Source organism: Vreelandella arcis (assembly GCF_900103865.1).
In the GTDB taxonomy this organism is placed as follows: domain Bacteria; phylum Pseudomonadota; class Gammaproteobacteria; order Pseudomonadales; family Halomonadaceae; genus Vreelandella; species Vreelandella arcis.
This window is the reverse complement of record NZ_FNII01000001.1, coordinates 96,508-116,078: the sequence shown is the minus strand read 5'-3', so window position 1 is coordinate 116,078 and position 19,571 is coordinate 96,508. Positions and strand designations below refer to the sequence as shown.

The following is a 19,571-nucleotide window of genomic DNA, read 5'->3' as shown; positions in this document are numbered from 1 at the left end:
TGCCTGACGCCTGTATTTAATGGCGCCTGCCGTTATCAAGTGGGCCGCCGTTGAAGACAACCGGTATGCCAACCCTCTATACTAAGGTCACGACTAAAGTCTAATAATGACGATCAACAAGAGACCTTATGCCCATTTCATTGCCACTGCGACGTCTTTGGACGCTAGATAAATTCGCCTATAGCCTGCGCGTATTTATCGCGTTTAGTGGCGCGCTGTTGGTGAGTATTACGCTGAGCGATGTGGCGCTGGTCATCCCGCTTTTTCTCGGCATTATCGCCAGCGCCCTGTCGGAAACCGACGACAGCTGGGAGGGTCGCTTTCAGGCGCTGCTGGTGACGCTTGTGTGCTTTGCCTCGGCGTCGTTTATCGTGCAGTGGTTGTTCCCCTGGCCGTGGCTGTTTGCCCTTGGGCTGGGGCTTTCGGCTTTTACGCTGATTATGCTCGGCGCTGTCGGCCAACGCTACGCCACAATTGCCTCGGGCACGCTGATTCTATCGATCTACTCGATGATCAACATCGAACAGCACGGCGGAGTAGACGAAGACGTGGCGGCACGCCAGTTGCTGCTGTTGGCGGGGGCTGCCTGGTACGGCGCCATTTCCGTGGTGTGGTGCGCACTGTTTTCGCGCCAGCCGGTCAAACAGAGCATGGCGCGGGTGTATAAGGCGCTGGGTGAATTTCTGATTTTGAAATCGGCGCTGTTTGAGCCGGTTCGCGGCGTGGATGTGGAAGCCCGCCGCGTGGCGCTGGCACGCCAAAACGGCAAAGTAGTCGGCGCGCTTAACCAGGCCAAGGAGATGATTTTCCGTCGCTTAGAAGGCCAGCGGGGCGACCGTAAGCTCAACCGTTATCTACGCATCTACTTTATCGCCCAAGATATCCACGAGCGGGCAAGCTCAACCCACTACCCGTATAGCGCCTTAACCGATGCCTTTTTTCATCATGATGTGCTGTTCCGCTGCCAGCGGCTGTTGGATCAGCAAGGCCGCGCCTGCCGCCAGTTAGCCAAGTCACTGCTGCTGAATCGCCCGTTTGGCCACGAACAAAGCGAACAGGCGCTGGTCGATTTACGCGCCTCGATTGATAACCTGCGTGACCGAGGCAAGCCCGAGTGGCGACCGCTCATACGCCCGCTTAATGCCCTGGCCGACAACCTGACCACGCTGGAATCCCAGATCGCCAGTGCCCATACCCCGGACGCGACCGACGATCGCCGGGATAGCGACTTGTTTGACCGCTCTCCGTCAAGTTTGCTCGAAGCGTGGAAACGGGTACGCATGAACCTTAATCTGGGCTCGCCCACATTTCGCCACGCGGTGCGGCTTTCCATTGCATTGATGACGGGCTATGGACTCATGCAGTGGATCGACCCCGAGCAGGGCTTTTGGATTCTGCTCACGACGCTGTTTGTCTGCCGGCCTAACTTTGCCACCACTCGGCGGTTTCTCTCCCAACGGATTATCGGCACGATACTCGGCTTGGTAGTCGGCTGGGCGTCGATCAGTTTATTTCCCCACCCGCTGGTGCAGAGCATGATCGCCGTGGCCGCCGGAGTGTCGTTTTTTGCCAACCGTGAAAAACACTACGTGCTGGCCACCGCCTCCATTACCCTGCTGGTCTTGTGCAGCTTTAACCAGGTGGGCGATGGATTCGATCTTATTTGGCCACGGTTATTCGATACGCTAATTGGCGCGTTCATTGCCGGCCTAGCGGTATTCTTTATTTTGCCCGACTGGCAAGGGCGGAAGCTCAACCGCGAGGCAGCCCATGTGTTGACCAACCATCGCCGCTATCTGGAAGAAATCATCCACCAGTACGAAGAAGGCAAGCAGGACGATTTGGCTTACCGCCTGGCCCGCCGCAATGCGCATAACGCCGACGCCGCGCTGTCCACCATGCTGACCAATATGCTTCACGAACCGGGGCATTACCGTAAACAGGATGCCGATAACGGGCTGCGCTTTTTGGTGCTCTCCAACACCTTATTAAGCCACCTTTCCGCACTGGGCGCTCACCGCCACCAGTTGGCAGACGATGAGGACGACACCGCGCTGGTGCCGGCTGCCAAGCGCATGTGCGAGCTGCTCGACCAGTTGGCCGAGCGGCTATATAAACGCCAGTCGATTGCGCCACTAGCTGATCAGGCCGAGGCGCTGTTAACCCAGTTAGATGAGCAGGGGGCAGCCGCCACGGAGGATAAAACCATCACTCGTTACCGGCCGATTCAAAGCCAGCTACGCCTGATCGCCAACCAGTTAGCACCGCTGAGCGAGGCCGCCGGTCGACTCACGAACAGCGAGCCAGACACCAAATCGCAACCCGCTAGCGCTTAACGGACCTAAACCTGCCCATAGCGCCCGGCGGCTTCGCCCAGCCAGCGGCGTACCAGCACGGCGGTGATGTCCTTATGGCTCTGTAGCGCCTGGGCCAGGGCGGTGACCTGATCCAGCAGGTCGGCATCGCGTTCCAGGTCGGCGATTTTCATTTGCGCAAGGCCGGTTTGGCGAGTGCCTAACACTTCACCGGGCCCACGAATTTCCAGGTCTTTTTCGGCGATGCGGAAGCCATCGGTGGTTTCGCGCATCACGCTTAAGCGCTCCCGTGAGCTTTTCGACAGCGGCGGGTGATACAGCAGTACGCAGAAACTCTCCGTGCTGCCTCGCCCCACGCGCCCGCGCAGCTGATGCAGCTGGGAAAGCCCTAAACGCTCGGGGTTTTCGATAATCATCAGGCTGGCGTTGGGCACGTCGACACCCACTTCAATCACCGTGGTGGCGACTAGTAAATCCAACTCGCCGTCTTTAAAGGCGGCCATCACCTCGGCTTTCTCGCTGGCTTTCATGCGTCCATGCACCAAGCCAATCGCGAGCTCCGGCAACGTCTCGGTTAGTTCGTCGCGGGTCACTTCTGCCGCTTGGCACTGAAGCACTTCGGACTCTTCAATCAGCGTGCAGACCCAGTAGGCTTGGCGCCCCTCGCTGCAGGCACTGCGAATACGCTCGACCACCTCGGGGCGGCGTTCGTCGGCAACCACCACGGTTTTCACTGGCGTGCGCCCTGGGGGCAGTTCATCAATCACCGAGACATCCAGATCCGCATAAGCGCTCATCGCCAGCGTGCGGGGAATCGGCGTGGCCGTCATGATCAGTTGATGTGGCGTTAAGCCGCCCGCTTCGCCTTTTTCGCGCAGTGCCAAGCGCTGGTGAACACCAAAGCGGTGTTGTTCGTCGATAATCGCCAGCCCCAGGCATTGGAAATGCACATCGTCCTGAAACAGCGCGTGGGTGCCCACGACCATCCGCGCGCGACCGTCAGCAATCGCTGCCTTGGCATCCAGCCGCGCTTTGCCTTTGAGCTTCCCGGCTAGCCAGGCCACCTCGATGCCCAGTGGCTCAAACCAAGCTTTAAATGCCCGGTAATGCTGCTCGGCGAGGATCTCGGTGGGCGCCATGATCGCCGCCTGGCAGTTGCCAGCCAGCGCCGAAAGCGCGGCCATAGCAGCGACCACGGTTTTCCCCGACCCGACATCGCCCTGTATCAGCCGTAGCATGGGCGCAGGGCGGGCAAGATCCAGCGCAATTTCTTCAAGCACCCGGCCCTGGGCACCGGTCAACGCAAACGGCAATTGGGCTAAAAAGCGCGCTTGAAGGTTGCGCCCGGACGGTAACTCGGGGGCGCCATCGGCCTGAATACGCAAGCGCACTTCACGCAGGCTTAGCTGGTGAGCCAACAGCTCTTCCAGCGCTAAGCGACGCGTGGCGGGGTGGTGGCCGTGGGTCAGCTGCTCTAAATCCACGTCCGGCGGCGGCTGGTGGAGAAGCTGCAAGCTGGCATGCAGCCCCGGTAACTGAAAACGCTGGCGCAACGCTTCGGGAATAACGTCCGGCAACCCCTCAGGTTCGTTTTCAAGTAGCTCCAAGGCCTGTTGGGTTAGGGCCCGCAAACGCGTTTGGTGTAGCCCCTCGGTGGTGGGGTAAATCGGCGTGAAGTACTCTTCCACCGGCGTGTCGCTGCCGCCGCTTAGTCGGTACTCGGGATGATAAATCTCCAGCCCCGTGGCGCCAGCCCGCGCCTCGCCAAACGCGCGAACAATGGCACCAGGGCGCAGCTGTTGTTGCTGGGCAGGGGAAAAATGAAAAAAGCGCAGGCTCAAAATACCGCTGTTATCCCGCAGCCGCACCAGCAGGCTGCGCCGCCGCCCCTTGACCACGTCGCAGGCGGTGACTTCGCCTTCGATAACTGCCTCGGCGCCTGCGCGAAGCTCGCTGATGGGCGTTAGCCGCGTTCGGTCTTGGTAGCGCAGTGGCAAGTGGAACAGCAGGTCGCTTACCTGCTCAATCGCTAAGCGGGCTAGCTTCAACGCCAGCGCTTCGCCAACGCCTTTGAGCTCAGTCACCGGTGCCGAAAGCATGCTCATGAAACAGCGGTCGCCGCCTTGGCTGGCCGATGGCACTGATTGATCGCATTCACTAGGGCATCGATCGCTTTAGGGCGAGGGAAACTGGCCCGCCAGGCGATGGCTACCGTCCGCGAGGGGGCTGGCCCGACAAAGGGGCGGCTGATCAGCATGGCATTTTCATACTGATCCATGCCCAGCGCTGACTGCGGCAACACCGTAATGCCCAGTTTTGAGGCCACCATGTGGCGAATCGTTTCCAGCGACCCCCCTTCGGCAATTAACGTATTATTGGGGTTGTTCAGCTTTTGCATGATCGCCGGGCAAGCTTCTAACAGTTGATCGCGGAAGCAGTGGCCCTCGCCGAGGAGCAATAACCGCTCTTCGAGTAGTTCTTCTTTATGGATCGCGTCCCGCTCTTTCCAACGGTGATTGGCCGGCACCAGGATCTCAAAGGTCTCGTCGTAAATCGGTTTGGTGACAACGTCAGTTTCGGTGAACGGCAGTGCCACGATAATCACATCCAACTCACCGCTGCGCAGTTTGGTACGCAGCGTACCGGTCAACCCTTCTTCGATATAGAGGGGCATTTGCGGCGCGGCCTTGGCCAGTTCGGGAATCAGATGCGGAAACAAGTAAGGGCCGATAGTGTAAATGGCCCCGATGCGCAGCGGATTGGCGAGCTGATCTTTCCCGGCGCTGGCCATATCGAAAATTAAACTGCTCTGCTCTAGGACGCGCTGGGCTTGCGCGATGATCTTCTCGCCTAACGGGGTGACTTGAACCGTCGCCTTGGAGCGTTCGAACAACGGCGTTTCAAGCTCATCCTCAAGCTTTTTGACGGCCACCGACAGCGTGGGCTGGGAAACGTGGCAACGTTCAGCAGCACGGCCAAAGTGGCGCTCTTGGGCAAGGGTTACGATGTAGCGAAGTTCTGTTAAAGTCATAGTGGTGCCAGTGGCATCCTCTCGTAGCAGCTTGTGACTAACTAGCGTGACAATTAGCGAGTAGGAAAAGGACAGGCAAGCCCTGCTGACGATTTCGTCTCTACTATTGCTTATCGTTTAAGTAATTGTAGATCAGGGACTTTGTATCTAATAGGGATTATTTATCAACAGGAGTGAGCAACGTGACGCTTACGGTACTGATTATTGGCTGTGGCGATATTGGCATAACGCTGGGCCGCGAGCTTCTCAGCGAAGGCCACCGCGTGATTGGCGTTCGCCGCCATGTCGATGCGCTGCAAGACACGGGTATCGAACCCCTAGCGCTGGATCTTAATGCGCTTGAAGACGCCGGTGCCAGCGCCCTGCCCGAGGCTGATTACGTCATTTACACGGTCAGCGCGGATCACTTTGAAGAAAGTGCCTATCAAAGTGCCTACCCAGAGGGCTTAAAGCGCGTGCTGAGCGTGATGGAGCAACATGCCACACCACCACGCCGGGTGTTCTTTGTCTCGTCGACCAGCGTTTACGGCCAGCAAGAAGGCGAGGTGGTCAACGAAGAAAGCCCCACCGAGCCGACCAGTTTTTCCGGCACGTTAATGTGCGAGGCCGAGCAAGCACTGATCAATCACCCCCTGCCTGGCACCGTGGTGCGTTTTTCAGGGATTTACGGCCCTGGCCGCGACCGGCTTATTCACCAAGTCGTTGAAGGCCGAATCGCCCCGGTGACCCCAGTCATTTATTCCAACCGCATTCACCGCAACGACTGCACCGGTATTCTGGCCCACCTAATCCACGCCCAGGAGAACGGCCAGTCATTGGCGAACCTTTACCTGGGCAGTGATTGCGAGCCGGTCACGATGCATAACGTAATGGCCTGGATCGCCAAGCAGCTCAACGTCGAATCTACCGAGACCATGCAGTCGCCGCTGCGTCGGCGCACCAGCAAGCGTTGCGATAATCGGCGCATCCTTGAGGCGGGCTATCAATTCCGCTACCCCAGCTACCGCGAGGGCTACGCTCAGGTGATGAAAGAGGGTGGTTTTGGTCAGGCGCAAAAAGCTTAACCCTGAACGCCAAGCGAAAACCATGAGCGAGCACTTGGCTCGCTCATGGCGGTATGCAAAAGGGCTAGTCGCCGATCACCATTACCGCTTCGGCTTCTACCTGACTACCCTTCGGCAACGCTTTTACCCCTACCGCGGCACGGGCCGGAAACGGCGTTGAGAAGAACTCTTCCATCACCTTGTTCACTATCGCAAAGTTATCTAAATCGACCAAATACAGGTTGAGTTTGACGATATCGCCAAGCGTGCCTGCGGCTTCTTCGCATACCGCCTGTAGATTGGTAAATACCTGGCGCGCCTGAGTTTCAAAATCGTCAGAGACGATGTCCATCGACGCCGGGTCGAGAGGAATCTGGCCGGACAGATACACGGTGTTGCCCGCTTTGACCGCTTGGGAATAGGGGCCGATAGCAGCGGGGGCCTTTTCAGTGTTGATAACAGCTTTATTGCTCATTGGATATCGTGCTCCTTGATGCCTTAAACGTTAAAAAAACATGGGCGCTGCCATAGCTAACGCTGGCCAGCCATTGGCTAGCGTCAGCCACAGCGGGCGATTAATTTGCCATGCGGGTTATTTTGCCGACGTTGGGTAGGTTACGAATGCGTTTCATAATACGGGCCAGGTGAACGCGGCCCTTCACTGAAAGCGTGAGATTCACAGTGGCCAGGCGCGCATCGCGCTCTTCAATGCCGATACGTTCAATGTTGGCATCGGCATCGGTGACCAGCCCAGCCAGTTCGGCGACCAAGCCGCGGCGACTCTCGATTTCAATGCGCAGGGCCACGGGGAAATCTTCGTCTATCTGGTCGGACCACTGCAGGGCAAAGACTTTATCGGGGTCGTCTTTATCCGTCAGGTTTTTACACTCGGCGCGGTGCACCACGAGCCCTTTACCAACGGAAAGGTGCCCAACGACAGTATCGCCGGGCAGCGGGTGGCAACAGCGAGCAAAATTGATCACCATGCCTTCGCTGCCGCTAATCACCACCGCTTTGCTGTTAGTGCCCTCGTTGACCAAGTCGTTTGGATGACCGTCTGCCACGTCCACTAAGCGTCGCGCCACCACATGGGCAACGCGGTTACCAAGCCCTAATGACTCTAGCAGCGCTTCTTCGGAGGGGACATCAAGCTGCGCAAACGCGCGGCTTAGCACCGTCGGTTCAAGCTCTTCCAAGCTGGTATTGAACGGCGCTAGCGCTTTGTTTAGCAATCGCCGTCCCAGCATTACCGCTTCGGTATGTTGCTGATGCTTCAACGCATGGCGAATTGCCGAGCGTGCCTTGGCCGTGGCGACAAAATTAAGCCATGCCAGGTTAGGCCGTGCCCCTGGTGCCGTAATGATATCCAGGGTCTGGCCGCTTTCCAGGCGCGTGGAAAGTGGGGCCAGATGGCGGTCAATCCGGCAGGCAATACAGTTATTGCCGATATCGGTATGCACAGTGTAGGCAAAATCAATAACGGTAGCCCCTTGAGGCAACTCCATGATGTCGCCTTTGGGCGTGAATACGTAGATATCGTCGGGAAAAAGATCGTTCTTAACGTGTTCGATAAACTCGAGGGAGTCGCCCGCATGGCGCTGCATCTCCAAGAGTCCTTTCACCCAGGCACGTGCCCGAGCGTGGCTGCCCTCGGCAATCGGATGCGACGTTTGCCCCGCTTTATACAACCAATGCGCGGCAATGCCGTTGTTAGCCATGGCTTCCATTTCACGGGTGCGAATTTGCACTTCAATGGGCATGCCCCGCTGTCCAAACAACGTGGTATGCAGGCTCTGGTAACCGTTGGCCTTGGGAATCGCGATGTAATCTTTAAACCGCCCCGGTACCGGCTTATAGAGATTATGCACCACGCCTAAAATACGGTAACAGCTGGCAACGTCTTCGGTGATGATGCGAAAACCGAACACATCCATAATTTCTGCGAACGGTTTGCGCTGATCGCGCATTTTGCGATAAATCGACAGCAGATGCTTCTGGCGGCCAACCACGGTGCCATCTAAGCCTTCGTCATCAACGCTTTTTTGCAGCGTTGCCTGCACTTCGCGCATCGCACTGCGCCGATGCCCCCGGGCATTGGAAACGGCACGCTTAATACGCTCAGAACGCATCGGGTGAATCGCCTGAAAGGACAGATCCTCAAGCTCAACGCGGATGGTGTTGATCCCCAATCGTCCGGCTATACGAGCGTAGATTTCCAGCGTTTCGCGGGCAATACGGCGTTTTTTATCAGGACGCAACGCACCCAAGGTGCGCATATTATGCAGCCGGTCGGCCAGCTTGACGATAATCACGCGGATGTCCCGCGACATGGCCAACACCATCTTCTGGAAGTTTTCCGCCTGAGCGACGGCTTTATCTTCGAAGGTGATCTGGGTCAGCTTAGAGACCCCGTCGACCAGTTCGGCGACCGGATGGCCAAATTGTGCGCCAAGCGCTTTTTTCGACACCCCGGTATCTTCAATGACATCGTGCAGCATGGCGGCCATCAGGCTTTGATGGTCCATGTGCATATTGGCCAGGATATTGGCGACCGCTAGCGGGTGGGTAACGTAAGGCTCGCCGGAGCGACGCCGCTGACCATCATGGGCCTGTTCGGCGTAATAAAAGGCGCGTTTGACCTGTTGGATCTCGTCGGGAGGTAAATAGCCGCCGAGTCGGTCGGCCAGGTCATCAATGGTAAACATTCACCGCGCCTCTAATCGGTCGTGAACCTTATTCGTCGATTTGTGCGCTGGGAGCTATTGCTGGACGAGCGCGAACGGGGGCTTCAACTGGTTCGTCCAGAACCGTGTGATCCACCAAACCCGCGGCAATTTCACGCAGCGCCATCACGGTGGGTTTGTCATTCTCCCAAGGCAGTTGTGAATCGCGGGTGCCCCGCGCCAGCTGACGGGCACGCTGGGTGGAAATCATCACGAGCTTGAAACGGTTTTCCACATTATCAAGACAGTCTTCAACGGTAACGCGAGCCATGGGTGCCTTCCTGTAATAACAGCGCTGAATCGACTCCGTAAGGGGTCAAACGGGTCGATCCAGCAAAAGAGGGTGTAGAACCGTGTAGATTACTCGACGCCGGGCGCTTGTGACAAGAGCGTTGCCAGCAAGGGGGCGTGACGTTCGCTCATTAGAGAGATCGATAACCGGCGACTAATGACCAACGACTGTAATTCCTGCAACGCCGTGGTGAAGTCATCGTTGATCACTAAGTAATCGTACTCGTCGTAATGAGACATTTCGCTGATCGCATCGCGCATACGCCGCGCAATAATAGCGTGCTCATCGGTGCCCCGGCTGGCCAAGCGTCGCTCGAGTTCGCTGCGCGAAGGCGGCAAGATGAAAATCGACACGGCGTCAGGCATTTGTGCGCGCACCTGCTGAGCCCCCTGCCAATCGATTTCCAGGATCACGTCCTGCCCCGCAGCTAACACCGTTTGAGCCGCTTCCCGCGAGGTGCCGTAGTAGTTATCGAACACCTTGGCATACTCAAAAAACTCACCGCGCTCGATCATCGCCTCAAAGGTTGCCGCATCGGTGAAGTGGTAATTAACCCCGTCTACCTCACCGTCACGCTTGGCGCGCGTCGTATGCGATACCGACACCTGAATACCATCGAGACTTTCAATCAGCTCGCGAACCAGGCTGGTTTTACCTGCCCCCGACGGCGCAGAAACAACAAACAGTGTACCTTGGGACATACGCGCTTCCCTTATTGGCGAAGTAAACTCATGCGATCAGAGCAGTGTATGGAAGGGCCGCAGTATCGCACACCCACTGCTTCGACTGTAGCGTTTCGCCTTAACGAGGAACCACGATGCGCAGCACTCTATTAATAGTGGCTTTGATCGCACTAGGCGTTGCCCTGGACAAAGGGCTGATCGAGATCCCCCGCCACTGGGCACCGTGGGCGCCGCTGCACGTCGACGACCCGATAACCCCGGTAACGTCGCTGAAGCTTCACCGCTTGGACAATGACCGCGCTGGCTGTTTAGCCGCGTTAGATACCGTTCCCAAGGGCGAGCTGCGCTACACGCCGCTGGCCGATTACTCGCCAACCAGCAACTGTCCGCTCACCAATATCGTGCGCATGCAATCAAGCAGCGTCGCCTTCAATCAGAGCTTCGTGGCCTCCTGCCCCCTGGCGCTGGCCTGGGTGATGTTCGAGCGCCACGCGCTACAACCCAGTGCCGAGACGGCCTTCGGCAGCCGGGTACGCCAAGTTAACCATCTTGGTAGCTTTGCCTGCCGCAATGTTTATGGCCGCGAAAGCGGTCGGCTCAGCGAACATGCCACCGCCGAAGCGCTGGACGTGTCCGGCTTTCAACTGGAAAACGGCCAGCACATTACCTTGCGTAACGACTGGGCCAGCGAGAACGCAAAAGGTGCATTTCTTCACGACGTGCGCGACGAGACCTGCGACTTTTTCGGCAACACGCTAGGACCCGACTATAACGCCGCCCATGCCGATCATTTTCACTTGGGTATGCGCGGGTTCACGCTATGCCGCTAATTCATGCCATTGGTTACGAGCGAGCACAATGTGCGGCGGTCGGTGGGCGGCGCTTTTCCAACCACCGCCCGCCGGCAAAAATCACCAGTCCGCAGAGCGCCAAACCAGCGCCCACCAACCCGGTGCTCGACCAGCTAAAGCCTGCGCTGATCGCAAGCCCGGCAAGCCACGCGCCCAAGGCATTGGCGCCGTTGAAGGCCGCGTGATTGAGCGAGGCCGCCATGGTTTGGGCATCTTCCGCAACATCCATCAGGCGAGTTTGCAACGAAGGCGCCAACGCCATGCTGGTGCCTACCAAACCGACAAACAAAAGCCCTGACCAAACGTTATTTGCTGCAAAGTAGAACAGGCCCTGAATGACCGCGCACCACACAAGAATGGTCGGAATAGCGCGCATCAGGTTTTTATCCGCCATGCGCCCGCCGATTAAATTACCGGCAATCGACCCCAGGCCGAAGATCACCAGTACCAAGGGCCCCAGCGCTTCGCTCATACCCGCTTGCTGGGTTAACGTCGGCATCACATAGCTAAAAATCGCAAACATGCCGCCACAACCAATGCAGGCCAGTGCCAACGTGACTAAGACGCGTTGTTTAAGCAGCGCTGACAGCTCGCGCACGGGGCTCGCCAGGGCATCAACGGGCTGAATCGGCACATAAAACCGAATCAATAGGGCGGTGAGCAGCGCGATGCCGCCGACACCAGCAAAGGCGATTTGCCAGCCAAGCAAATTACCCGCCCAGGTGCCCAGCGGTGCGCCAATCAGGATCGCCACGGTTAAGCCCAACATTACTCGGGAAATAGCCCGCGCCCGTTGATCGACTGGCACCGCCCCAGCGGCGACTAACGCTGCAATGCCAAAGTAGGCGCCGTGGGGCAAGCCAGCGATAAAACGCAGGCCAACAAATGACCAAAAGCCCGGCGCCATGGCGCTGGCAATGTTGCCCAGTGCAAATACCAGCATTAGCACAATCAGTAGCAGCCGCTTAGGTGCTCGTGCGGCCAGCGCTGAAATCAACGGCGCGCCCACCACTACGCCCAAGGCATAGCTGCTAATTGCATAACCCACCTGGGGCACGGTGACCGCTAAATCTCCCGCCACGCGGTTCATTAGCCCCATAATCACAAATTCGCTGGTACCAATACCAAAGCCACCCAGCGCCAATACAAATTCGGCCAGACGCGGGTTACGCGCCAACCCAGATGACGATTCCTGCATAATGTTCCCCAAGGCACCTTTAGCGCCTGCTTAACAAACCGGCTTTTATGAGGTGAATGATCGCAGGATTAGACGAAGGTATAAATACGCAACACTTAAAAAGTTAGCGGGCAAAGAGAATGCGTAACGCTTATTGAGGAATTCGGCCACGGTTTGAGCTTTAATGACGAGTCTGCGCACAATACGGTTCAATTTAGCAGCGCGAGGTCGCCATGACGCCCGACACCATCGAACAGGCCATGCAGACACTGGCCAACGCCGACCCCGATATCGCCCGCGCTTACCCGCTGGTGGGCGCACCCTCGCCTCGCGAGCGCGATAAAGGCTTTGCGACCTTCTTCTCCACCATCGTCAGCCAACAGCTATCCATCGAAGCGGCCAGCGCCATTATGGGCCGCGTCAATGCGCTGCTGCCCGAATTGCATGCCAACGCAGTCATCGACGTTGAAGGCCAGGCGCTGCGCGATGCGGGACTCTCTTGGCGCAAGATCGAGTACGCTAAAGGGCTGGCAGAAGCAGAGTTGGCAGGCACTTTTAGCGCCGAGGGGCTTGAACAGCTAAGCGATGACGAAGCCATAGCCGCCATTACCCAGCTACGCGGCTTTGGCCGTTGGAGTGCCGAGATCTATCTGATGTTCTCGCTGAAGCGCCCCGATATTTTTCCCGCCGACGATCTCGCCCTGCGTGTCGCTTTAGGCCGCTTAAAAGGCATGGACGAGAAACCCACGCCCAAGCAGGCCCGCCAGTTGGTGGAACATTGGGCGCCCTGGCGCAGCGCGGGGTCGCTGTTTCTGTGGCACTACTACCGCGGCGAGCCCTTATAGCGACTTTCTGTACAAACTTTAGGCGTCGAGCCCGCCAAATTTGCCGTTCTGATAGTCCTCGACCGCCTGGACAATCTCTTCGCGGGTATTCATCACGAAGGGGCCAACGCCTCTTCTAACATTAACGATCATCAATGCCAGATAACGAGACGCTCAAGCTAGGGCTAGCCGAGCATGGCACAGAAGTAGAAGGGAAATAACATAATGGCTACTAGCGATATAGAGGAAAATACTGGTCAAGAGCATGGATTCAGCGACTTTGTGGTGTATGTCGATGAAAGTGGCGATCACGGATTGCTTAATATCGATCCCAACTATCCGGTTTTTGTGCTGGCTTTCTGCATATTCTATAAACAGCATTACATGGCAAAGGTAGTGCCCGCACTTCAGCAGCTAAAATTCGATTACTTCGGCCACGACCCCGTTATCTTCCATGAGCATGAAATACGCAAAGAGAAAGGCGATTTTAGGGTGTTTAAGGATAGAGCTGAAAAGCAGGCATTCATGGGGCGTTTGAGCCATTTGATCGACGAAAGTAACTTCATTCTTGCATCATGCGTGATCGACAAACACAGGCTGACCAGCCGTGAAGAGATGTCGAACCCCTACCACCTAGCGTTGCGACATTGCTTGGAGACGCTGTTCGATCTCGTCAAAGAAAAAGGACAAGAATCGCTGGAAACACATGTCATCGTTGAAAAGCGGGGAGCGAAGGAAGATGACGAGCTCGAACTAGAGTTTCGCCGTATTTGTGATGGCGAAAATAAATACCAGCGCGACTTGCCATTTAAAATTCGTATGGCGGCGAAAGCGAGCAATTCAGCCGGGTTGCAGCTTGCGGATCTAGTGGCGCGACCTATCGGTCGACATGTATTGGCTCCAAATCAGCCTAATCAAGCGTTTGAAGTTCTCAAACACAAGTTTTATTGCGAGGGAGGCCGACAGGCGGTTGGGAATGGCTATGATCAGTGGGGGCTAAAGCATTTCCCCTAGATAGCGAAAAACCCCGATGAAGCTCACCGAGGTTTAGACGCCGACCGGGCACTCCCAGTCCATTTATATCCAGTTTGAAGATTTCGGATTTTAAAGTCAACGCCTATCGTGGGCTCGCTATTTGTGGCACTGGTACTTCTGCGTCACTACTACCGCGGCGAGCCCTTATAGCGACTTTCTGTACAAACTTTAGGCGTCGAGCCCGCCAAATTTGCCGTTCTGATAATCATCGACCGCCTGAACGATCTCTTCGCGGGTATTCATCACGAAGGGCCCGTGGGAATAGACCGGCTCATCGATCACCTCGCCGTGGCCAAACAGCAGGCGTGCGTCGCTGCTGGCTTCAATTTCGAGGCTGTTGCCATCGCGATCGACTTCTATCAGATGATGGGACTTAACGGGCTCACCGCCCACTGCGACATCGCCCTCCACCACGTAGAGAAACACCTGCCGGCCTGGCGCCACGGGTAACTGTTCTTGGCTACCAGCCGGCAGCCGCAGCGTTGACATAAATACGCCCGTCAACGTATCGATAGGGCCAGCACTACCCTGCCACTCACCTGAGATCAGGTTCAGCTCACCACCACCCGGCAGCGCAATAGCGGGTATCGATTCTTGCTGCAGCCCCACGTAGCGCGGCTCGCTCATTTTCAAGTGCGACGGCAGGTTGACCCACAGCTGCAGGATTTCCAAAGGGCCGCCGTCACGCAGAAACTCCTCTGGCGAAATTTCCGCATGCACAATGCCGCTGCCCGCCGTCATCCACTGCACGCCACCCGCGTTGATCACGCTTTGATGCTTGGTGCTATCAGCGTGGGCCAGCGAGCCTTCCAGAATAAAGGTCACCGTTTCAAAGCCCCGGTGCGGGTGCGGGCCGAAAGGTAGGCCACGGTTATTGGCCGGATAGGTCTGCGGGCCATGATGGTTAAGAAATAGGAACGGATCGAGCTGCTCAATCTGCGGCCCCGGCAATGGCCGACGGGTAGTTAAATCGCCGATATCATCGCGCTTGGCCGGGTGCTGAGCGATCACGCGGCGGACTGTTTGGTTTGTATCTGATGGCATAATTTACTCCTTATCAATACGCCCAGCGTAAAACCTCAACCCGCAGATGAGGAGCGAATAATTTGCCCCGTTTCGTTGAAGGAAATTGTTATTAAACGTCTCAGCGGTTTCCTCAAAACTCAGTCACCACCGTCACGCCTGCCCCTTCGAACTTATCCATGTTCATCAGCGCATCAATCGACTGCTCAAGATTGATTCGTTTGCCGATTAGCCTTTCAGGCGCCAGCTTTCCAGACTGAATCATCGCCAGCATGGCGTCATAACGGTGGGCCTGCATGCCATGACTGCCCAATATTTCAAGTTCGTGGGCAATAACTTTGCTCATGGGAATGGCCGGCGTGCTGTTCTCGGCCAACATCAGCCCTACCTGAACATGCTTGCCACGTTTACGCAGATTGCTGATGGAGTTAAGACAGGTCGTCGGATGGCCCAGTGCATCCAGCGATACGTGAGCGCCTCCCCGGGTTATCTCCGCAACCGCTTCGACCACATTGGGTACCTTGGCGGCATTCACGGTGGCAGTGGCACCCAATTGACGGGCGAGATTAAGCGCGTCTTCCGAAATATCGATGGCCACCACGTTGGCACCGACGGCGTTGGCAATCATCACGGCAGAGAGACCAACACCTCCGCAGCCGTGGACGGCCACCCACTGGCCTGCCGCTGTTTTGCCCTGATCCACCACGGCCCGAAAAGAGGTAACGAACCGGCAACCCAAGCTCGCCGCCGTCGCAAAGTCGAGTGTCTCTGGCAGCGCGACCAAATTGACGTCGGCGTAGTGGATAGCTACATACTCGGCAAACGATCCCCAGTGCGTAAAGCCTGGTTGGAACTGGTTATCGCAAACCTGATGGTTGCCGGAGTGACACTCTGGGCAAGTACCGCAACCGCCAACGAACGGCACCGTGACGCGATCGCCAATGCACCACTTTTTTACGTCTTTACCCACGGCTTCGACAACGCCTGCCAGCTCATGCCCCGGCACATGGGGCAGTTGGATAGCGGTATCGTGCCCTACCCAGCCATGCCAGTCGCTGCGGCATACCCCGTTCGCCATCACCTTCACAACAACGCCATGCGCCTCAGGCGTAGGGTCAGGCAAGTGCTGGATCTTTGGTGGGGCGGAAAATTCCTCAAAAACAACGGCTTTCATAAAGAACTCCTAAACTCTAGCGTTCTTCACTGTATAAAGTCTCATGCGGATAAGAAACGAATTATTGACCACTACCGCTTATCCGCCCCACGACCTGCATCTCATCACCCACTGGGCGCACCACAATCATTTCTCCTGAGCCCACACCGCTACCCACCAATGCCGTGATATTTACCTGGTGAGTGACTAGCAGCAAATTGCCCGGCCCCTGCCATGCGGCAATCTGCTCTTGGGCGGTTTGAGTGATTGACGCCTGATCACCGCGCCCGCGGAAGAACGAATCCAGCCAGGGGGTAGGCGCATGAGAATCACCAAGCCGCCTTCCTCAAGCGCCTGCCAGATTGCCTCGTTTGCCGGGGCAGTGGCCGAGAATATGCTCAGCACAGCGAGCAACAGCTCTCACAACAGTTTACCGAGCGGCTGGATAGGGTTTTGATATCCGTAATCTACGCAATATGCGCCAGTTTTATCAAAGCTTTCCAAAACAGAACGCAGTGCGTACCGAATTGAGCTGAACTCACTATCGGAGTCCAACTGCGTATAGAAAATGCCCAAGCTCGCGACTGGTATTTGCAAGAAACAATCAACCAAAGCTGGAGTGCCAGAACTCTAGAACGCCAGATTAGCGCCCTCTACCACGAGCGCCTGCTGGCCAGCCAAGACAAATTCCTGGTGGAAGTCGAAGCGCAATAAAGCACCCTGCCGTTGGCGGAAGCCGCTAAAGACTACCTGCATGATCCCTACATTCTGGATTTCCTTAACCTACAAAACCAAACCTATCAGGAAAGTCAGCTAGAGCAGGCCATTATTAGTAACCTACAACAGTTTTTACTGGAACTAGGCAAAGGCTTTGCCTTTGTGGGGATGCCGCCCATAGGCCTACACTTGAATACTGGTTTCAATCAGATTCTCAACCTCTGAGTAGATATCCACCTCGCTATCCGGCACATCAATGCTGACGATCAGGCTAAAGCGAACGCGGTTTTGCCAGCGCTCTTCTCCCGCTCGGTATTTCCACCAGCCTCCAACGGGATAAACCGCTAGCGTGTGCATATCGGCAAGATCCGCCGCTGATCCCACCCACGTATCGGAATGCAGCGAACCTCGGGTTCTAATTTGGGAACCTAATAGCCAACCACTACCATCACCTTCGACACCTTGATAGCCCTCAGTAGCGTCATTGGCTACTCGGTTAATCGCAGCACGAAAGTTTTCTAACGGCTGGCCGGGGCGAATGACAGTGAAGCGCAACCCGTGGGATTGATAGCTGTAACGCTGGCGGTAGCCTCTGCGGCCAGGGTTTGGCTCAATAAAGTACGAAAGCGTCACTCGTAATTTAATATCCAATTCTGGCGGCAGTTTGCGTAATTCTTCAACAGGCCAGGGCAACTGGTAAAGCTGCATTTCGTTCAGCTTTGGATCGCTAGAAGCTCTGGTGCTAGGTTTGTTGAAAGGCTGTAGAAAATCCTGAACAATCAGCGTCAAGGCATGGTTCGCGCTGTACCGTGCACGCTCTAAGCTGGGAACACCAAGCCCAACGCATCTCAGCATCGTCTTAGCGGCATTTGAATGCGTTTGGTCTTTTTGCAGTAAATCAAAGCGCTCCTTCATCCTGGGTGTCCATTCCGCTGAATGAACAATCAACCCGCGTATCGTTTCAGGCCAGTAGTCAGGGTATTCCGACATCAGCAGCGCGGCCTGCCTAGACACCAAGGCACAGGCGGCGCTGGTATCTTTGGTGGTCTCAAATAGCTGCCCGCTAGTTCTGCCTGAGGTGGTTAGTAGCGAAACAACGTCGGCATCGGACACTTCCATGCCGTCAGGCGATAACAACCGATTACCACCTTCTGCGACCACATCCGGTTTGTAAGGCGCTTGTTTTTTCCAGCCCCAATTCACCGATGATCGACTAGCAGGGGCAACATCCCCAGGTTTAGCAAAGGGTGCCCAGCCTGCAAAGACTGGGTCGTCGTTGATAGTTTTTTCTGTGTAGGCACCAACGGTTAGGGCATTCCATGCTTGTGCCGGGTCTTCAATTTCTGCGAGGAGTACCTGATCCCCGTAATCTACCGTCGCGTTTAAGTTCTCGTTATTACCAGCAGAAATCACAAACAGCCGCTGTAAGTCGTCTTCCAGGCCGCAAGCGAACAGATCAATTTCGGCAGACCAGGACGAAGGCTGCCCACTGATTGAGTCAGCAGGCGAGGTAACAGCCAGAGAATAAACGCGGGAAAATTCGGGGTTATTAATTTCAAGCTTCGCAGCGGTGCCTACGGTAATAGCACCGTAAAGTTCAGGATCGTTATTGCCAGCCGGTGGCAGTATGCGGCCAGACTCGATTCTGTAAGTGAGCCAGACCTCATGAGAAGTGAGTAACGACTTATCTAGCTCGCCTAATGCTGCCAACCCCGCTTGCCTAGAACCATGATCATTATAGGCCGCAAGGGGGTAGGTAGGCTGGTAGTTATCATAGAGAGGCCAGCAAGGCTCCCACGCTTGTGCTAATTGCTGCGTAGTAACCTGGCTTAACAGTGGATGGTGGTAATTTATCCCTGTATCCAGAACCATAATAGCCGTGGTGGTATTTTCGTCTAGCCGTATCCGATCAGCTAGCTCACTAGCCCACTCGTGCTGCTCTTTGGCAGGCATGGAAATGAACGCGTTAGGGGGTTGCTTGGCGCGACGCAACTCTTCAAGGTTGGCAATCAGCTCTGGTGCTGACTCAAGCTGTTCAACGGACGCTTTGATGAGAATAACAAAACTATCGAAGAAGCTAAGTGAGGTGTTGCTTAGCTCAGCGTTAAGCCGCTCAGCAAGCTGGTCGGCAACCTCTTTAGCAGGTAAATCTGTAGCACGCTTTTTCAGCCACAGTTCCCACCACACGGGCTGATCAGTCACTTTGGGGAATAGCGCTAGGTCATCTGTCCAGAAGGAACGCAAGTCTGCCAGCTTGATTTCAGCGATGCTGTCGATGAGCGGTTGATTGGCAGGCTTTCCCTTCGCTCTATCCTTATTTAAGTACTCATGCACCTTGTTTTGAAAAGCTTCTCGCTGAGGTTCAGGGATAAACACCGTTGCTACTTCGCTTCCATCCACTTTACGGCATGACCGAAGCTTAAAAGCACGATTATCGAGCTTATCAAGAGGAAGCTCGACATCCGCAAACCCTACGATCTCAACGTAAATACCCGTTTCATCAGTAATGGGAATCTGTGGTTCAGATTGGCGAGCCTGATGCCTAGAAAGTATATCCGAGTATTGCTGCCTTAGAGCGGTGCCATGTGTATAGCGATCTCTAAGTGGAACACCGGTACTTCTAATTTGGTTGCGGGACTGAAAATCTTCGTTGCGGCCAATACCGCCTAACAGTAGATGCGGTTTCTGATCCGCCATGAAGTCC

The 19,571-nt window shown here is 56.0% G+C and carries 19 protein-coding genes; 6 read left to right on the top strand and 13 right to left on the bottom strand.

The window, feature by feature from the left end:
• Positions 1-128 precede the first annotated feature (128 nt).
• The gene (yccS, locus tag BLR97_RS00560) at positions 129-2,336 is read left to right on the top strand and encodes a YccS family putative transporter (RefSeq protein ID WP_089701422.1); all 2,208 of its coding nucleotides are present in this window, start codon (positions 129-131) and stop codon (positions 2,334-2,336) included.
• Between the two features lie 5 nt (positions 2,337-2,341).
• Here the strand turns inward: yccS and recG are convergent, their stop codons facing one another.
• Both recG and BLR97_RS00550 read right to left on the bottom strand, forming a co-directional pair.
• Complete coding sequence (gene recG, locus BLR97_RS00555; protein ID WP_089701420.1) at positions 2,342-4,420, bottom strand: ATP-dependent DNA helicase RecG; 2,079 nt, start codon at positions 4,418-4,420, stop codon at positions 2,342-2,344.
• Complete coding sequence (locus tag BLR97_RS00550; RefSeq protein WP_089701418.1) at positions 4,417-5,346, bottom strand: hydrogen peroxide-inducible genes activator; 930 nt, start codon at positions 5,344-5,346, stop codon at positions 4,417-4,419. Before BLR97_RS00550 ends, recG begins: the two co-directional genes overlap by 4 nt.
• A 182-nt stretch (positions 5,347-5,528) precedes the next feature.
• Here BLR97_RS00550 and BLR97_RS00545 point away from each other — a divergent pair, with 182 nt between their 5' ends.
• Positions 5,529-6,410 carry an SDR family oxidoreductase gene (locus tag BLR97_RS00545; protein WP_089701416.1) on the top strand — a complete coding sequence of 294 codons (882 nt, stop codon included), beginning with the start codon at positions 5,529-5,531 and terminating at the stop codon, positions 6,408-6,410.
• A gap of 64 nt (positions 6,411-6,474) precedes the next feature.
• On the opposite strand, the gene BLR97_RS00540 is transcribed toward BLR97_RS00545, so the two are convergent.
• The 4 genes from BLR97_RS00540 to gmk all read right to left on the bottom strand — a co-directional run bounded on the left by BLR97_RS00540 (position 6,475) and on the right by gmk (position 10,105).
• Positions 6,475-6,864 (bottom strand): RidA family protein, encoded by a 390-nt coding sequence (locus BLR97_RS00540; protein ID WP_089701414.1) that lies wholly within the window; start codon positions 6,862-6,864, stop codon positions 6,475-6,477.
• A 100-nt stretch (positions 6,865-6,964) separates the two neighbouring features.
• Positions 6,965-9,094, bottom strand: coding sequence for a RelA/SpoT family protein (locus BLR97_RS00535; protein ID WP_089701412.1), 2,130 nt, complete (start codon positions 9,092-9,094; stop codon positions 6,965-6,967).
• 28 nt (positions 9,095-9,122) lie between these two features.
• Positions 9,123-9,383, bottom strand: coding sequence for a DNA-directed RNA polymerase subunit omega (rpoZ, locus tag BLR97_RS00530; RefSeq protein WP_089701409.1), 261 nt, complete (start codon positions 9,381-9,383; stop codon positions 9,123-9,125).
• 89 nt (positions 9,384-9,472) lie between these two features.
• Positions 9,473-10,105, bottom strand: a complete 633-nt coding sequence (gene gmk / locus BLR97_RS00525; protein WP_089701407.1) for a guanylate kinase — start codon at positions 10,103-10,105, stop codon at positions 9,473-9,475.
• Between the two features lie 116 nt (positions 10,106-10,221).
• On the opposite strand from gmk, the gene BLR97_RS00520 reads away from it, so the two are divergent.
• The gene (locus BLR97_RS00520) at positions 10,222-10,917 is read left to right on the top strand and encodes an extensin-like domain-containing protein (RefSeq protein ID WP_089701405.1); all 696 of its coding nucleotides are present in this window, start codon (positions 10,222-10,224) and stop codon (positions 10,915-10,917) included.
• Positions 10,918-10,930: 13 nt separating this feature from the next.
• On the opposite strand, the gene BLR97_RS00515 is transcribed toward BLR97_RS00520, so the two are convergent.
• Complete coding sequence (locus tag BLR97_RS00515) at positions 10,931-12,136, bottom strand: MFS transporter (RefSeq protein ID WP_089701402.1); 1,206 nt, start codon at positions 12,134-12,136, stop codon at positions 10,931-10,933.
• A gap of 212 nt (positions 12,137-12,348) precedes the next feature.
• Here BLR97_RS00515 and BLR97_RS00510 point away from each other — a divergent pair, with 212 nt between their 5' ends.
• Entirely contained in the window at positions 12,349-12,960 is a 612-nt protein-coding gene (locus BLR97_RS00510) for a DNA-3-methyladenine glycosylase family protein (RefSeq protein ID WP_089701400.1), read from the top strand.
• Positions 12,961-12,978: 18 nt separating this feature from the next.
• Here BLR97_RS00510 and BLR97_RS00505 read toward each other — a convergent pair whose 3' ends face one another.
• The gene (locus BLR97_RS00505; protein WP_089701398.1) at positions 12,979-13,092 is read right to left on the bottom strand and encodes a pirin-like C-terminal cupin domain-containing protein; all 114 of its coding nucleotides are present in this window, start codon (positions 13,090-13,092) and stop codon (positions 12,979-12,981) included.
• 72 nt (positions 13,093-13,164) lie between these two features.
• Here BLR97_RS00505 and BLR97_RS00500 point away from each other — a divergent pair, with 72 nt between their 5' ends.
• Positions 13,165-13,953 carry a DUF3800 domain-containing protein gene (locus tag BLR97_RS00500; RefSeq protein WP_089701396.1) on the top strand — a complete coding sequence of 263 codons (789 nt, stop codon included), beginning with the start codon at positions 13,165-13,167 and terminating at the stop codon, positions 13,951-13,953.
• A gap of 189 nt (positions 13,954-14,142) precedes the next feature.
• Here the strand turns inward: BLR97_RS00500 and BLR97_RS00495 are convergent, their stop codons facing one another.
• The 4 genes from BLR97_RS00495 to BLR97_RS20065 all read right to left on the bottom strand — a co-directional run bounded on the left by BLR97_RS00495 (position 14,143) and on the right by BLR97_RS20065 (position 16,906).
• On the bottom strand, positions 14,143-15,018 hold the full coding sequence (locus tag BLR97_RS00495) for a pirin family protein (RefSeq protein WP_089701393.1): 876 nt from the start codon (positions 15,016-15,018) through the stop codon (positions 14,143-14,145).
• 112 nt (positions 15,019-15,130) lie between these two features.
• On the bottom strand, positions 15,131-16,171 hold the full coding sequence (locus BLR97_RS00490) for a zinc-dependent alcohol dehydrogenase family protein (RefSeq protein ID WP_089701391.1): 1,041 nt from the start codon (positions 16,169-16,171) through the stop codon (positions 15,131-15,133).
• A 61-nt stretch (positions 16,172-16,232) separates the two neighbouring features.
• A complete protein-coding gene (locus BLR97_RS20070) occupies positions 16,233-16,367 on the bottom strand; it encodes a hypothetical protein (protein ID WP_280140164.1) in 135 nt (44 codons plus the stop codon).
• A gap of 413 nt (positions 16,368-16,780) precedes the next feature.
• A complete protein-coding gene (locus BLR97_RS20065) occupies positions 16,781-16,906 on the bottom strand; it encodes a hypothetical protein (protein WP_280140169.1) in 126 nt (41 codons plus the stop codon).
• On the opposite strand from BLR97_RS20065, the gene BLR97_RS19860 reads away from it, so the two are divergent.
• Entirely contained in the window at positions 16,877-17,092 is a 216-nt protein-coding gene (locus tag BLR97_RS19860) for a PDDEXK nuclease domain-containing protein (RefSeq protein WP_244511086.1), read from the top strand. The genes BLR97_RS20065 and BLR97_RS19860 overlap by 30 nt on opposite strands.
• Here BLR97_RS19860 and BLR97_RS00475 read toward each other — a convergent pair.
• Complete coding sequence (locus BLR97_RS00475; protein WP_089701390.1) at positions 17,051-19,564, bottom strand: S8 family peptidase; 2,514 nt, start codon at positions 19,562-19,564, stop codon at positions 17,051-17,053. The two genes, BLR97_RS19860 and BLR97_RS00475, sit on opposite strands and share 42 nt — an antisense overlap.
• Between the last annotated feature and the right edge of the window lie 7 nt (positions 19,565-19,571).

What these genes read in the sequence shown, in the direction of transcription:
- BLR97_RS00550 (WP_089701418.1), bottom strand. Translation starts at nt 5,346, where the DNA reads ATGACTTTAACAGAACTTCGCTACATCGTAACCCTTGCCCAAGAGCGC.
- BLR97_RS00475 (WP_089701390.1), bottom strand. Translation starts at nt 19,564, where the DNA reads ATGGCGGATCAGAAACCGCATCTACTGTTAGGCGGTATTGGCCGCAAC.
- BLR97_RS00505 (WP_089701398.1), bottom strand. Translation starts at nt 13,092, where the DNA reads ATGATCGTTAATGTTAGAAGAGGCGTTGGCCCCTTCGTGATGAATACC.
- BLR97_RS00500 (WP_089701396.1), top strand. Translation starts at nt 13,165, where the DNA reads ATGGCTACTAGCGATATAGAGGAAAATACTGGTCAAGAGCATGGATTC.
- BLR97_RS00515 (WP_089701402.1), bottom strand. Translation starts at nt 12,136, where the DNA reads ATGCAGGAATCGTCATCTGGGTTGGCGCGTAACCCGCGTCTGGCCGAA.
- yccS (WP_089701422.1), top strand. Translation starts at nt 129, where the DNA reads ATGCCCATTTCATTGCCACTGCGACGTCTTTGGACGCTAGATAAATTC.
- BLR97_RS20065 (WP_280140169.1), bottom strand. Translation starts at nt 16,906, where the DNA reads ATGCAGGTAGTCTTTAGCGGCTTCCGCCAACGGCAGGGTGCTTTATTG.
- BLR97_RS00520 (WP_089701405.1), top strand. Translation starts at nt 10,222, where the DNA reads ATGCGCAGCACTCTATTAATAGTGGCTTTGATCGCACTAGGCGTTGCC.
- recG (WP_089701420.1), bottom strand. Translation starts at nt 4,420, where the DNA reads ATGAGCATGCTTTCGGCACCGGTGACTGAGCTCAAAGGCGTTGGCGAA.
- BLR97_RS00490 (WP_089701391.1), bottom strand. Translation starts at nt 16,171, where the DNA reads ATGAAAGCCGTTGTTTTTGAGGAATTTTCCGCCCCACCAAAGATCCAG.
- BLR97_RS00540 (WP_089701414.1), bottom strand. Translation starts at nt 6,864, where the DNA reads ATGAGCAATAAAGCTGTTATCAACACTGAAAAGGCCCCCGCTGCTATC.
- BLR97_RS00510 (WP_089701400.1), top strand. Translation starts at nt 12,349, where the DNA reads ATGACGCCCGACACCATCGAACAGGCCATGCAGACACTGGCCAACGCC.
- BLR97_RS00495 (WP_089701393.1), bottom strand. Translation starts at nt 15,018, where the DNA reads ATGCCATCAGATACAAACCAAACAGTCCGCCGCGTGATCGCTCAGCAC.
- gmk (WP_089701407.1), bottom strand. Translation starts at nt 10,105, where the DNA reads ATGTCCCAAGGTACACTGTTTGTTGTTTCTGCGCCGTCGGGGGCAGGT.
- rpoZ (WP_089701409.1), bottom strand. Translation starts at nt 9,383, where the DNA reads ATGGCTCGCGTTACCGTTGAAGACTGTCTTGATAATGTGGAAAACCGT.
- BLR97_RS00535 (WP_089701412.1), bottom strand. Translation starts at nt 9,094, where the DNA reads ATGTTTACCATTGATGACCTGGCCGACCGACTCGGCGGCTATTTACCT.